The 14,422-nt window shown below is 52.7% G+C and carries 13 protein-coding genes and 1 tRNA gene; 5 read left to right on the top strand and 9 right to left on the bottom strand.

Annotated elements, in window-relative coordinates; genetic code table 11:
- The first annotated feature begins 4 nt into the window (after nucleotides 1–4).
- The 5 genes from IEV29_RS01075 (at nucleotide 5) to IEV29_RS01055 (ending at nucleotide 3,895) form a co-directional block, all read left to right on the top strand.
- Complete coding sequence (locus IEV29_RS01075; RefSeq protein ID WP_188379422.1) at nucleotides 5–2,383, top strand: CHASE2 domain-containing protein; 2,379 nt, start codon at nucleotides 5–7, stop codon at nucleotides 2,381–2,383.
- Entirely contained in the window at nucleotides 2,380–3,090 is a 711-nt protein-coding gene (locus IEV29_RS01070; RefSeq protein ID WP_188379421.1) for a response regulator transcription factor, read from the top strand. The genes IEV29_RS01075 and IEV29_RS01070 overlap by 4 nt, the downstream gene beginning before the upstream one ends.
- A 149-nt stretch (nucleotides 3,091–3,239) precedes the next feature.
- The gene (locus IEV29_RS01065; RefSeq protein ID WP_188379420.1) at nucleotides 3,240–3,422 is read left to right on the top strand and encodes a hypothetical protein; all 183 of its coding nucleotides are present in this window, start codon (nucleotides 3,240–3,242) and stop codon (nucleotides 3,420–3,422) included.
- A 20-nt stretch (nucleotides 3,423–3,442) separates the two neighbouring features.
- The gene (locus IEV29_RS01060) at nucleotides 3,443–3,700 is read left to right on the top strand and encodes a hypothetical protein (RefSeq protein WP_188379419.1); all 258 of its coding nucleotides are present in this window, start codon (nucleotides 3,443–3,445) and stop codon (nucleotides 3,698–3,700) included.
- A gap of 118 nt (nucleotides 3,701–3,818) precedes the next feature.
- A tRNA-Arg gene (locus IEV29_RS01055) sits at nucleotides 3,819–3,895 on the top strand.
- Between the two features lie 64 nt (nucleotides 3,896–3,959).
- On the opposite strand, the gene IEV29_RS01050 is transcribed toward IEV29_RS01055, so the two are convergent.
- The 9 genes from IEV29_RS01050 to IEV29_RS01010 all read right to left on the bottom strand — a co-directional run bounded on the left by IEV29_RS01050 (nucleotide 3,960) and on the right by IEV29_RS01010 (nucleotide 14,344).
- On the bottom strand, nucleotides 3,960–5,378 hold the full coding sequence (locus IEV29_RS01050) for a mannose-1-phosphate guanylyltransferase/mannose-6-phosphate isomerase (protein WP_188379418.1): 1,419 nt from the start codon (nucleotides 5,376–5,378) through the stop codon (nucleotides 3,960–3,962).
- A gap of 64 nt (nucleotides 5,379–5,442) precedes the next feature.
- Complete coding sequence (locus IEV29_RS01045; protein ID WP_188379417.1) at nucleotides 5,443–6,183, bottom strand: WecB/TagA/CpsF family glycosyltransferase; 741 nt, start codon at nucleotides 6,181–6,183, stop codon at nucleotides 5,443–5,445.
- A gap of 205 nt (nucleotides 6,184–6,388) precedes the next feature.
- The gene (locus IEV29_RS01040; RefSeq protein ID WP_229726131.1) at nucleotides 6,389–7,552 is read right to left on the bottom strand and encodes a GumK N-terminal domain-containing glycosyltransferase; all 1,164 of its coding nucleotides are present in this window, start codon (nucleotides 7,550–7,552) and stop codon (nucleotides 6,389–6,391) included.
- Between the two features lie 14 nt (nucleotides 7,553–7,566).
- Nucleotides 7,567–9,042 carry a lipopolysaccharide biosynthesis protein gene (locus IEV29_RS01035; RefSeq protein ID WP_188379416.1) on the bottom strand — a complete coding sequence of 492 codons (1,476 nt, stop codon included), beginning with the start codon at nucleotides 9,040–9,042 and terminating at the stop codon, nucleotides 7,567–7,569.
- Entirely contained in the window at nucleotides 9,042–9,866 is an 825-nt protein-coding gene (locus IEV29_RS01030; RefSeq protein WP_188379415.1) for a polysaccharide pyruvyl transferase family protein, read from the bottom strand. Before IEV29_RS01030 ends, IEV29_RS01035 begins: the two co-directional genes overlap by 1 nt.
- Nucleotides 9,866–10,873: a glycosyltransferase family protein gene (locus IEV29_RS01025; protein ID WP_188379414.1), complete on the bottom strand. Its 1,008-nt coding sequence runs from the start codon at nucleotides 10,871–10,873 to the stop codon at nucleotides 9,866–9,868. Before IEV29_RS01025 ends, IEV29_RS01030 begins: the two co-directional genes overlap by 1 nt.
- A gap of 2 nt (nucleotides 10,874–10,875) precedes the next feature.
- Nucleotides 10,876–11,919, bottom strand: coding sequence for a glycoside hydrolase family 5 protein (locus IEV29_RS01020; RefSeq protein ID WP_188379413.1), 1,044 nt, complete (start codon nucleotides 11,917–11,919; stop codon nucleotides 10,876–10,878).
- 30 nt (nucleotides 11,920–11,949) lie between these two features.
- Nucleotides 11,950–13,074: a glycosyltransferase family 4 protein gene (locus tag IEV29_RS01015; protein WP_229726129.1), complete on the bottom strand. Its 1,125-nt coding sequence runs from the start codon at nucleotides 13,072–13,074 to the stop codon at nucleotides 11,950–11,952.
- The gene (locus tag IEV29_RS01010; protein ID WP_188379412.1) at nucleotides 13,064–14,344 is read right to left on the bottom strand and encodes a polysaccharide polymerase; all 1,281 of its coding nucleotides are present in this window, start codon (nucleotides 14,342–14,344) and stop codon (nucleotides 13,064–13,066) included. Before IEV29_RS01010 ends, IEV29_RS01015 begins: the two co-directional genes overlap by 11 nt.
- Nucleotides 14,345–14,422: the final 78 nt, after the last annotated feature.

Raw genomic sequence — 14,422 nt, 5'->3', positions numbered from 1 at the left:
CAGAATGCCGTTGCGCTCTTCCAATGTGCCGATGATCTTTTCGCAACAGAGAAGACAATCTCCCTTGAAGGCGGAATGGCGTATTTTTTTTCTGATCATGCTGGCGTGCGCCGCAGTGCTCGGTTTGATGAACGGACTGGGACAACCGGATCGCTTTATCTATGATGCGCTGATCAAAAGCGCGCAAAGACCGGCAAACGAACAGATCGTCATCATTGCGATCGACAATCCCAGCATTGCCGCGCTGGGACGCTGGCCCTGGAAACGCACGGTCCACGCAGAACTGATAAACAGGCTTAACCAAAGCAAGGCAAAAGCCATCGGCATTGACATCATTTTTTCGGAACCTGAGGTCCAAAGCGATGGTGATACTCGCCTTACCCATGCCATCGCAAGTAATCAGCGCGTGGTATTGCCTTTGCTGATCGAACACACCGCGCAGGGCTTGCAACCCACCCTGCCCATTCCGTCACTCATGGATGCTGCGCACAACGTCGGTCACACCCATTTCGTATTTGATGCGGACGGCCTGGTACGCAGCATTCTGTTGAATGAAACCCTGGGCGATGCCTCCTGGCCGCAGTTTTCGGTTGCGGTCTATCAAACAGGTATGCGTAAAACGCCATCCGACAGGATGCGTGTCGGCCACGACAACCGGGAACTGATTCCGTTTGCCGGTCCGCCGGGGCACGCAATCAAGGTTTCTTACATCGATGTATTGCGAGGCAAAATCCCACCAGGCTATTTCGACGGTAAATACGTGCTGATCGGCGCAACGGCATCCGGCATTGCGACCATGTTCCCGACACCACTGACAACCAAGGAACGTCTGATGCCGGGAGTGGAGATCAATGCCAATGTGCTTGCCGGCCTGCTTGAAAAGCGCGGCATTCAACCGGCAACGAAATGGCTCAATGCATTGGTCACGATGAGTTTTACCTGTCTGGCGTTGTTTGCCTGTCTGTACCTGTCCCCATTCAAGGCTTTGGGGGCAACCCTTGTTCTGATCGGCCTGATCGCACTGACCAACTACACCCTGTTTATGCTGGAATTATGGGTGCCGCCAGCGGCTGCGATCCTGATGGTCATTTCGATTTACCCGCTCTGGAACTGGCGACGTCTTGAGGCGACCCTGTTTTACCTGAGTGAAGAACTGGAGCGTCTGCATTACAACAATGCCATGGTCTTGCGAGACAAGAGCAGCGCCGTGATTGCGCAAGACGCCGATTTTCTGGAGAGGCAAATCGCTGCGATCCGTATCGCCGGCGACCGCGCGCGCGATGTGCATCAGTTTGTCAGCGACAGTCTCAACAACATGCCGGATGCCACACTGGTGTTGTCACAAGCTGGCGAACTGTTGATGTGCAATCTAAAAGCACAACTTCAGTTAGCGCAAATGGGCGTGGATTACCAAAAGCCGCTCACGCTCAAGGAAATCTTCTCGCATTTCCAGGCACCGCCACGTTCGCCCATTCATGATCAAATCTGGTACAACACACTGCTGCAAACGCCGACCTGCGAGACGATGGAAGTCGAGACACGTGATAAAAGCGGTCGCGAATTTCTCATCAAATCTACCGCATCACGCATGGCTGACGGCGCCATGCTGGGCTGGATTATTTCGCTGATCGATGTCACCTCCCTGCGCGCGGCAGAACGTCGGCGCGAAGAAAGCCTGAATTTCATCTCTCACGATCTGCGCGTACCGCAATCATCGATTCTGGCACTCATCCAGTTACAGAAGAATCCGTCTACCGCCTTCGCCGCCGACGAATTTTTGAATCGTGTCGAAAAATCAGTGGAAGCGACCTTGCATCTCGCAGAAAGCTTCGTCCATTTGGCCAAGGCCGAATCATCCGGTTATCAACTTCAGGAATCCGATTTCAGCTCAATGCTGGCTGAAGCTGCGGACAGCATGTGGGCATTTGCACATGCGCGTTCCGTCACCGTGGAAATCGACACGCCAGCTGAAGATGCCTGGCTGACGGTCGATCGCTCGCTGATGATCCGCGCCCTCGGCAACCTGCTTTCCAATGCCATCAAGTTCAGTCCGGAAGGCGGACGTGTGCGCTGCGAAGCACAATCGCTCATGACAGCCGAAGGCCCCGCTATCGCATGCAGTATTCACGATCAGGGGCCAGGCATTGCCGTATCCAAGCAATCCATGATTTTTTCGCCATTCCTGCGTGCGGACGATCACGGACAGGATGGCATCGGCCTCGGACTTGCCTTCGTGAAAATGGTCGTCGAACGACACGGCGGCACCATTACATTGGACAGCACCGTAGGCAAAGGCAGTACCTTCACCATCATGCTGCCGTGCGTCGCAGACGATGAGGAAGATCAGGTATCAATGAACCATCAGGAAGGAAGCAAACCATGAGAATCGCCTCGCTCGAAGACGATCCAATCGAATCGAAACTGATCCATCAGGTTGTCACGGATGCCGGGCACGCCTGCACGGTTTTCCATACAGGTAGCGCATTACTGGAAACGTTACGCATGCGTGCCGATGCATTTGACATGCTGATTCTGGACTGGCACTTGCCCGACATGACGGGCAAGGATGTCATCGAATGGGTAAGACGTAATCTGGGCGATCAGATCGTGGTCATGTTTCTGACCAATCGCGTGCTGGAAGAAAACATCGTGAGTGGCCTCATGGCAGGTGCAGACGATTACATGACCAAGCCGATCCGCGAGGGTGAACTATCGGCGCGCCTGCATGCACTGTCAAAACGTATCCGCCCCGCAGCCATCAGTGCCAGCAGTGCAAGCGCGTCGCATGGGACGATCGAGGCCGGTGTTTACACGTTTGATTTGTTCAACAAGATTGCAACCGTACGCGATATGACTGTCGAACTCAAACCGAAAGAATTCGATATCGCCGCGCTGTTCTTTCAGAATATAGGCCAGTTGATTTCTCGCGAACGCATCATGGAAACGGTCTGGGGACGAGAACTCGTGATGACATCGCGCACACTTGATACGCATATGTCACAAGTCAGAACCAAGTTGCAGCTCAAGCCTGATAACAACGTGCGTCTGACGACGGTGTATACGATTGGTTACCGGCTGGACATGTTTTGATCCCATGTCGCCGATGGCGACTTGCCAGGCATTGCCTGGCTCACAATCATCGTCTGAACTTTGTGGTCGGTCTTCAGGTCTTCATTCAGACAAGCCGTTTGAGAATATACCCATATTGCTTCATGCTTGGTTCATTCAGGAGTCTGATCATGCGTCCGTCCAACACCATAGAGCAAGGCAGCGAGTGCACCGGTCATCTGCACTTTCATCGCGCGCCGGAACCTGCACCAGTCGATGAACCGCCTTTGCCCAACGAGCATCCTGTCCCACAGCAAGATCCCGTCCCCTCACCTCATCCGGAACGGCAATGGGATTCAACTCGCGTTTCCTAGACATCTGATGGGAGAAAAACATGGAACAACAGCAAAACTGGAGTACCGAGCTTTACAAAGGACTGGAAATACACGTCGCCACGCTGAAAAATTCAGGCGATGGTTCTGATCACCCCTGGGATTACACCATCCGTATTTGTGAACCGGGTGTCGACGCGACGGCAGAAAGTGATTTGCTGACTGCCGCGGGCGACGATGGTGATTACGCGACCGCAGAAGAGGCATTCGCTGCCGGCTTTAAAAAAGGATATGCGCTGGTCGATTCGCTGAAAAAATAGTGTTCAACGCACTCACATCGCACTTGAGAATGTGGCGACATTGAAACCCGGCAGCAAAAACGGCATAATGCAGCACCCAGCAACGATCATGTCCTTATTCTTTTGCTGCGGTCTTCTTCTGCCCATAGCTCAGTTGGATAGAGCAACGGCCTTCTAAGCCGTAGGTCGCACGTTCGAATCGTGCTGGGCAGGCCACCACCCGCCCTGCCCCTTCATTACCGTCTCTGACGTCTATGACAAAGCAACCAGGTCCATGGACTCAGGCACGCTTGTAGACATCGTCGAAACGTACGATATCGTCTTCACCAAGATACGCTCCGGACTGTACTTCGATCAGATGAAGGGGGACTTTGCCCGGATTCTCCAGCCTGTGTGTGCTACCAATCGGAATATAAATGGATTCGTTCTCGGTCAGCAATTGCTCCACATCACCGTTGGTGACACGCGCGGTTCCGGTAACGACAACCCAATGTTCCGCTCGATGATGATGCATCTGTAAAGAGAGTTTTTCGCCGGGATTGACGGTAATGCGTTTGACCTGAAAGCGATCTCCGCCATCGATCGATTCATAACATCCCCAAGGGCGATAAACACGCGAATGGTTCTCGTGTTCGCTACGCTTCTTGTGCTTGAGATGTTCGACGACATTCTTGACGCGTTGCACCTGATCCTTGGCTGAGATCAATACTGCATCCTTGGTTTCTACCACAACAATGTTATCCAAACCGATCACTGCGACCAATCTGGTATCGGCTCTTACCAGAGAATTTTTGACACTATCGGTATAAACGTCACCACGCAAAACATTGCCCTCGTCATCCGCTTGCTGAACCGCCGACAGTGCTGTCCAGGAACCCACATCGTTCCATCCAATGTCCGCAAGTACGACGGCAGCTTTGCTTGTCTTCTCCATCACAGCATAATCAATCGACTCCGAAGGGCAAGCAAGATAGGACGCTTCATGGAGACGGCAAAAAGTCATATCCTTGTACGCGTCTTGTACCGCTTTTTGACAGGCACCAGCAATATCGGGACGGAACTGCATCAATTCATTCAGATACACCTCTGTGCGAAACAGGAAAATCCCGCTATTCCATGCATACTCGCCGCTGCTGACAAAGCGTTGCGCTTTTTCAAGATCAGGCTTTTCAACGAACTCTGCAACCGGATAAATACCTTCTATACGGCTTGATGCTGATTCACGACGAATATAGCCGTAACCTGTCTCCGGATGATCCGGCACAATGCCAAAGGTTACCAACGAACCACTTCCCGTCGCCTGTGCTGCCAGTCTGACCGCCTGCTCGAATGCAGCAATATCTCCAATCACATGATCCGCCGGCAATACCAACATGACCGCATCCGGATCGATTCCACTCAAAAACAAAGCTGCAGAGGCGACGGCGGGTGCCGTATTACGTCCTTCCGGCTCCAGCAGGATTGCCGTGGGCTCGACCCCAATTTGCCTCAATTGTTCGGCTACCAGAAAACGATGCTCATTACCACATACGATCAAAGGTGGCATCACGTCGGCCCAACCATGCACGCGCAATACTGTTTCCTGAAGCATCGTGCGATCAGTTACCAAAGGTAACAACTGTTTAGGTAACACAGCACGCGATAGCGGCCAGAGACGTGTACCAGACCCACCTGACAGAATCACTGGATAGATTTTCATGACAAACCTGAGCTTTCTTCAAATTGATTTACACGATGGATTTCACCGCAGATAAAAAGTAACTTCAGACGTGACCACCTTGCCGTCGCCGTCGATAACACAACATGAAAAATGCAATGACATCAACCGTGTAACGGCGCATCAGGCGCCGCGGCTCTAATGCAAGGCGGTAGAGCCACTCCAGCTTAAGGCGCTGTACGAGTTTGGGCGCACGTGATTTCTCCCCTGCCCAGAAGTCAAACAAGGCACCAACGCCCATCATCACCGGTACATGCAGTTGCGGATGGTTATCGAGAATCCATCGTTCCTGAATCGGATTTCCCAGTGCAACCAGCACCAGATCAGGTCGCGCCTGATTGATCCTCTCGATCAGTTCGGGATGATTGAGATCACCATAACCATCCTGCCTACCCACAACCTGCTGTCCGAGACGTGATCGCACATGCTCTTCCGCCTTGGCCAATGCACGCGGACGTCCACCGAGCAAGAAGATACGCAATGGTCGCTCCGCTCGAGACAAGAACAATGGTGTGAAGTCAGTGCCATTCAGGTTTTCCGGAAACTGCCGACCATGGACCATCCATGAAGCCAGATTCAGCCCAATGCCATCATTCACGATCACCACACCGTCGTCCTGCATGCGCGGCAGCAATGCCCGGCATTGCATGATGAAATTGGTATTGGCAAAAAACAGCGCAATCTTTTCGCGTTGCGCAATCACTTGCAGCAACCCGTCCGACAAAATGTCGGCCGTCAAAACGCGCACGGGAAAATCTGCAATCGATAGAACGGAAGGATTCGTCATCGTCGGTTCCTGTTATCCACAAACATCGCTCTAACTTCCAGAGTGATATCTGTTCCCACCGGGTGCTCAGGCAGAAATATTTCCGACATGCCCGCCCCGAAATTCATCGGCATAAGCCAAACCATCATTCAATCCAAAAATTATTTAATTGACAACAATTCTAAGAAAGCGAAAATGTTGAATGGTTCCAACATCCTCAAGATTTTTAAGCGGGTAAAGGTGTATAGCGTGATCCAGCAGCATCCAGGTTCCGTCGACCGGATGACGGTACTTGCGTATCGGGGAAACTGTCCGGTGACAGAATGCGATCTACCACATCCGACCATGCCAGCGGTGTACGGAAAGTGATACGCGGTGCCGCCCGCGCCGCGCGAATGGCATCGCCAATGGACTGTTCATTACCAGGCACATAGCCGAAACGTGACTGATAATCACCGACGATCGCTTGCGGACATACCGCAGGCAGTCCGAAAAAGTCGTATTGCATCAGTTTGAGCGATGTATCCGACAAGTACGCTGGTAACCCTGCCGCACGATAAGGTGCCAGACCGATTGTGGCGTGTTTGATATAGGGTAGCGTCTGCTTGTGCGGCATCTCGTCATACACGATCACATTGCTGCCATAACCCTCATGCCGTCCCATGCCGGAGCCGATCACATGAAAAGTCATCTCTGGAAAGAGCTTCGATGCGATCACAAAGAAGCTTGGATCGAACAACATGGAGCCCAATGACACCGCGTGTTGTCCCGCTCCGTAAGGAGACGGATCAGCATGATCCGCAACAGAAAAATCAAATCCGTGCGGCACAATGTACTGGTTATCCGAGGGTGGAATGCCATCAATCATGAAACGTGACTTCAGACACAAGGCATCCATCTGCGGAGCAATCCGGTCAAACGTGTGCTTGACGTAAGAGGCCACATTGATCGTCGCCAGATCATCGGAAGCCACATAAACGGTTCGGGCACGGGGATTCAGTTCGCGCACAAGATCAAAGAAGATCGGTGCAATGCCACTTTCAAACACCACCATATCGGACTGCTTGATCCATTCCACCAGAACCGGACTGACATGCCGCAGATAGCGTCGAAACAGAAAGGATTCAATCGGTTGCAACACCGGCTTGCGCATATTGAATGGATGAATCAGGGTTTTCCACAAATAGCACTCGACACCATCAAATACCTCGCGCTTGTTGGCCAGTGCACCAATTGATTTACGCGGATCCGATTTCAGATCGGACAGCAAACTGTACTGACAGGAAAAGAACCGCGTCTGTCCGCGTTTGGCCAGTTCAGCAGTAATGAAGTGCAGCCCTGCTTTACGACGGCTGCGATAGTCATGTGCGGAGATCACAAGATAGTTCATACGATTCCTTTCCCTCAGGACGAGGTTGCCGAGCGTGGCAGTCCCGTGTAACGCGCGATTGATTTCAGAACAAGTTCGCGATATGAAAACGGCATGACAAAATAAAGAATCACTGCATAGCTGACTGCACCGATCGGAATCAAGGCAATCAGTCGTACGAATGGCAACAGATGCTGCATATAGGTACCGGCAAGTACGACAAACACTGCCATCGATGCAGCCGCGAAGATGGATGGCAGCAGCCCTGCAACGTACTGCCGCCAATGCACGCCAATCAGCGTGATCGCGCACCACACCGAGACCGGAAAGAGCAGCAAAGCACGCAAAGAAAATGCGAGGGCGGTATAGATCAGGCCAAATCGGGTGAACGCCATAAACGCCGCGACATTGGTTACCGCATACAACAGTGCCAGTCGCGTTTGCCATTGCGGCTTGTTTTTCACCAGCATGATGCTTTGGTTGTAGTAACCGACCGATGTCAGAAAGCCGATAATGGTGATGATCTGCATGACCGGCACTGAGGGCAGCCACTTTTCGCCGAGCAGTACCAGCACAATGTCGTGCGACAAAATCGCAAGACCAACAAACATCGGCGCCGTCACCATTGCAGTCAAGGCAGTCGAATGCAGATAGGTACGACGCAGTTCCTCATCCTGATCCTGCAAGCGCGAGAAAGCAGGCAGTGACACCCGCATCAGCGCGGTTGAGATCACGATGTTGAGGGTATTGGTAATCCGTTTGCCCGTTGCATAGAAACCAGATGCGGCAGCGCCCAGATAATAGGTGACAAAGAAAATATCGCTATTCTGATTGGCAAAGTTGGTGAGTGCCGTGGCCGACACATACTTGCTGTAATGCAGAATCTCGAAGAAAGAGTCTCGTGAAAACGTGAAGGATGGCATCCATTTTGCCAGCGACCACAGCAGAATGAACTCGCAAATCGACGTGACGAGTTGTTGCGCGATCAGACTCTCGACACCATATCCGTTCAACGCCATGCCGATGCCAACCGCGCCGCCGGCAACCACGGATAAAAACGAACGAATTGCCAGAGGACGAAAATCCATCTGATGCGTCAGTCTGGCTTCGTGGATGCGCGACAAACCATTGCACAGGATCATCAGACTGACACCACGCACAACCTGCGACAAGCCCTCAGCACCAGCCCAGGATTCAAGATACGGTGCGATAACAAACAGCAGCAAAAAAGCAGGCAGCGACAAACCCAGACACATCCAGAATCCGGTGCTGTAATCGGCATCCGTCGGTGCCTTCTTTCGCACCAGCGCTGTACTGATACTGTCAAAGGCGATTGACTTGAAGCCCTGCACAATCAGAATCGCCGTCGCGAGCAGACCAAACAAAACCGGCGGCAACATGCGCGCAAGCACGATGAATACCAGCAAGGTGATCATCTGCCGGGCGAAGTTATCCAGGAGCGACCAAAAAGTCCCGCGGTAGATTGCCGTTTTAAGTTGACCGCTTTGCATCAACGCTCCACACCGTCCCACAGATCGAACGGAAATGCCGCAATCAACTGCTGAGCATCAAAGACTGGCGGTGCCATGCCACCCATCTCCAGCGCTTCTTCGATACTGCGCGCTGCTTCGATCTCGCCGCGACCTGTACCCATGACATAGTCGTTGTACTTGAAGATATTCTCTTCTTCCGACAGACGCAGATAGCGTGCCGGCAAGCCGTAAGCCTCGGCCAGAATCAGACCGTGCAGTGAGCTGGCAATCACCAGTTCACCGGTCAGGATGTCAGGAATGCAGCGATTCCATGTCGTCATGGGTGACACCACATTCTGCAAGCCAAGATGCCGCACGATATCGATGTCATGCAAATTGGGCACGACCACATAACGACTTCTTGTCCGGACAGCAAAGCGGTCCGGAAACAGAGTCGGCATCAGCAAGGCCGGATCGCCATAAATTTCCGGCACCATGATGTCGCGCTCCATCAAAAACGCACGCGTCAGCGGACCGCGCACGGCACGTACATCCAGAGAAGAAAACGCATGTGCATCGGCAGCAATCTTGCCGTTCACGCCTGAGCCCCAGATCACATCATGGTCCTGCGCAAAATGCAGAATCGATCCGATCGCCAGCAAGGTATGCGATGCATCCGTTTCCTCATCCAGCAAATGCTGGTGATCCGCGAGTAACTTGGTAACGATGACGCGCGAAAGATGGTCGCCAAAATTCTCCCGGTTCCCTGCCGGCGACCAGTGAAACAGATCCACATGGGGGAACGCCGCAGCTTGTGCTTTCTCCACGCCGCCCGTCAGCCGTTGCAAGATATTTCCCAACATCATAAAAGTCCTAAACGATTAAACGTACTTGCTACGCTGGAAGTCACCGCCGAATCCGAAAAGTGCGCCTGTGCGACATGCACGTCGTTATCGGCCACGTCAAACTGGTGATGGCGCATCTTCGCCACCAGATCCGGGAAACCGGTTGCCGCAATCACCATGCGGTCATTGACGTTGTCCCTGAACCAGTGAACGAAGGGTGTCTCCATGGCAAAGACCGGAACACCAAGTGAAATTGCATAGACGATGCTGCCGCTGACAATCATGTCGTCTTCCGAATGGCAGATCAGCATGCCGGCAGAACCAGTGATCAGGTCACGTGCCAATGCATCTGGAATAAATTCGGCAAGCAACGTCACGTTGTCTCCCGCCAGGGACTGCAGCACATCACGATAAGCTTTGTCCGGACAGGAACCGCATACCACGACATGCATATCGGCAGGCAGAATCTTCAGCAGGCTATCAATCTTTTTGTAGGACAGCAGACGGCCGAAGACGACGAAATATTTCTCCGGCAGATCGAGCTGATCGATGCTGGAGTTCGTGCCCTGCTCTACCTCATATAAAGGATGAGGGACATAACAACGCCAGTCTTCGACCAGATGACCGGAATGCACCCAGCACAGGTCAAAACAACGTTCGTATCGCGCGATGATGCGTGTCGCCTTCTCACGATGCGGTCCAACAGCTTCATGCGGATAAACGTTATGCCGTACAAACACCGTCTTGCGTGAAAGCAGTTTGTAAATGCCGATACGCACAAACTCTTTCACCACACCAAACGGGCTGATACCGCCGGTACGGCGATTGACAAAATTGTTGTCCGACCAGTTGAGGATCAGAATGTCGAAACGGCGAAAGGCAGCTTTGCCAAACAACTTTTTCAGCGGTGGCGCTTCTGCCACTTCACCAAATTGCGACAGCACTTTTTTGAAATTGTCGGTGTAGCGATTTCCGTCATTGACGAACGGAAAGTATGCAATCCGCAGAGAAGATGGCGTCTTCATGATCAGAAATATTTTTTGAGTACGTCGGTCTGGGGTGCATCCACACCATTTCTGGGGTGAATGCTCATCGGATAACTACCCCACCACGCGCCGCCGGCCCAATAGGTCCAGCCACGCCAGACCGATGTATCGTTCATCCCCGACAGCATGGCATCGAGCGCAGCGAGACATTTCTCGTCCGATGGTGTGCCGAACTCACCGAGATAGAGCTTCTTACGATTCTCACGCGCCCAATTCGTTACATTGGCAAAGATGCGCTGTAGTCGATCTGCATCGACACAGTCCGTTTTGGTTCCTGCAAAACCTTCGTCGGCATATTGATGCACTTCCAGCCAGGTTCTATCAAGCGGATCCTGAAAGTTGGCAAAGGCCTTGCCGTTAGACGTACCACCCTGATCCTTGGTCCATTCATGCGCACCACTCCAGCGACCACCAGCAGCCAGAATGATGTTTTGTATCCCTGCAGCACGCAGCTCATTCACTGTCTGCTGCGCAATGGCTGCCCAGGCCGCAATATTGATCTTGGCGGGTTCATTCATCAGACCGAAAATGGTTTGGTCCTGCTGGGGAAAAGCCGTGGCGAGCCGCTTCCACAAATCGATGAACGCCTCGGTCGGTACTGCATCAGAGCCGATCGGTTGCCCCCGATAGGTCGCGTAGTTATGCACATCGAGAATTACACACATGCCTGCCTCATTGGCGCGTTGCACGGTGGTCTGCAAGGATTTCAGTTCTGCCGAATCCAGTTCGCCTTGCAAGGCTGGCTGGATACGCTCCCAACGAAACGGCAGGCGAATCACATTGCTGCCAATCCCCTTGGCGTGATCAATCTCTTTCTTTGCCGGATAGAGATAGTCCTTGTTCAGCACGCCCGGCAGACGACTGCTATTGAATTCGGCGCCGGCGAGATTGATCCCTTTAAGTTGCCCGCTCTGCATGCATTGGGCTACGGCCTGCTGCGACGCACCGCATAGCAATACAAAGCCGGATGTCAGGAAAACACGCTTTAGTAAAGCCGTCGTGTTAAACGGAAATGAAACGTTCATATGCATTCTCCTGTGTCCCGCGATCCCTGTTCAGGCATGCGCAAGATCACGATAAATATCGACATAGCGGTCTGCGATATGCCGCCAGCTGTACTGTTGAACAAACGCCTGTGCCGCTTCACGACGGGCTGCAAACGCTTGATCACCCTGATCATGCAAGGCAGCGATGCGCGCGGCGTTGGCTGCAATGTCGCGGCGATCGAGAATCAGACCAAGTCCTGATTTTTCGACCAGATGACGGAATGGCGGAATATCGCTGAGGATGGGTGTCAGACCGGCACTCATGCCTTCGATCGGTGCAATACCGAACCCTTCATGGCGTGACAGGCAGATGTAGTAGCCAGCATGGCCAATCAGTGCCGACAATGCCGTCTGATCGGGGCTTTCGACCAGCGTTACCTTTTCGCTCAATCCTTGTTGCACCAGCAGATCGCCGAGCTCGGCTTGCGTATGGTCGTATTCGCGTCCTGCAATGATCAGTCGCCACTCGGGACGTTGCGCAACCAGATGACGGAACAGGGCAATCGTTTCCAGCAAGCCCTTGTTAACGGACCATCTGCCAAAATAAATCAGAACCGGCACCCGTGTGCGGGAACCACAATCCGCAAACTTGTCAACGTTCACACCGTTTTCGATGACCGACAAACGCGGTGCACTGACAATCTCGCCAAACAGGTCACCATCGTTGTTGCTGGTACCAACGATACGGTCGTACGCGAGCGATGTGCTACGGGTCACGGTATTGAAGTAGACACGCTTGAGTCGCGACGCGAATTCGGTATGAAAGAAACCGCCGTGTGTGGATGCCACCAGCGGGCGCTTATGCAGCGGCTTGGTCAATGCCAGATAGTCGTAGAAAAAATCCACACCATGCACATGCACCACATCTGCCTGACGGATATGCTGCAAGACTTGCGGCGCAAGGGGGTAACGTGTCGACCCGCGAAATGGCAGACGGATCACCGGTACGCCATCCACTTCATCTCTCTCAGGCAACGCGACATCAGTATTGCGAAACAGGCGATTGAGCGTAACGATGGTCGGCTGGTGGCCGTGCACATCACGCTGATGACGCACAATATTCTGTACAACGTCTTCCATCCCGCCAATGGAAGGATGATATTGACGCACCAGATGAACAACATTAATTGGCATAACGCATACTCCGATCTGCTCCGGATGAAGAAGTTGCACGTGGTTCGCGCATGCTTAGCGCAACCTTCTCGCGCATTGCCAGACAACCCATCAGGAACCACAACACGCCAGCGGTCTTCAATGCCATCATCGAAGTACCGCTGATGGAAAGAATCAGCGACATATAAACGGCGGCAAAACCACGGAAGCGCATACCGACATCGTCACGCATACGGATCATCCAGAAGGCGCCCCATGCCAGCAGCAGGAACGGCAAACCGAAACGTGTAAGCAACACGGCATAACCCATGTCGCCGTATCCAATGTTGTAACCCTTCATGCCGAACAGCTCTGCAACATCGAAGTTCATCAGCACCGTGCCGGTAATGCGTAGACGACCGAGCATGTTGTCGCCGTAGTAGTTACTAAACAGCAAGGCAATGGCTATCAACAAAACGACACAGATCAGCGGCATCAGCATCGTCGTCAGATACATGCGACCGATAAATACAACGCGCATTGCAATCAGCACTGACAAGGTCAACAAGCCATAACGGGAATCACACAAGGCGATCATCAATACCGCCGTGCTAACGTAGAACAACATTTCCCGCCATGCCGATTTGTCTTTGGCCAATCCCCATGCGGCAACAATGACGGCAAAATTGCCCAGTGAAACTGGTTCGAGGAAAACGGATGAGACACGATGATTGCCGAGCAGGGACGGCAGAATCGTACGGCCAATTCCTTCCGGACGAATTCCATTCAAGGCCAGCGTGCTGTCCTTGGCCCAGTTGGTCGAGTTGGTCAAACCGCCCTGGCTGACGTAATAGGAGAAGACATTGAACACGCGCGAGTACAGGTCAACGAACAAGAGTTCAAACAGACCGATAGCCAGCACGACACCAATCATGATCTTCAACAGGCGATCTGCGAGCACGACACTACCCATGGTTTTACCAAGCCAGTAAAACAGGATGACGATCAGCACATCGCGAAAACCTTTGGCGTCCAGCGATCCGCGCAACAAGGCAAGCAGGAACAGATATGCGGCAACCAGTGCAACCACGGCAACGAACTCGATACGGAGTCGACGCGCCATGACCACCAGACATCCGAGATACAACAAGAATTCTGCAGCGCCGACGAACGCGGTACGGATCGTCAGGACATGCGTATGCACAAGACACAGCATCATCTGATAGAGCACTGCACCAAACAGAATGGCGATCGTCAGTTGACGCAACAGATGCTCGTCTTTTGGTACCACTACATCAGCTTGAGAATCCATATGCGTCATGGCGCCCAACCTTCCGGGTCGCATTGCCCACCACCTGTTTTATCATTCAACGAATAATAAAAATGCAAC

This window comes from Oxalicibacterium faecigallinarum, from assembly GCF_014635705.1.
Lineage (GTDB): Bacteria > Pseudomonadota > Gammaproteobacteria > Burkholderiales > Burkholderiaceae_D > Oxalicibacterium > Oxalicibacterium faecigallinarum.
Note: the sequence above shows the minus strand (reverse complement) of the source record. Positions and strands in the feature narration are given on the sequence as shown.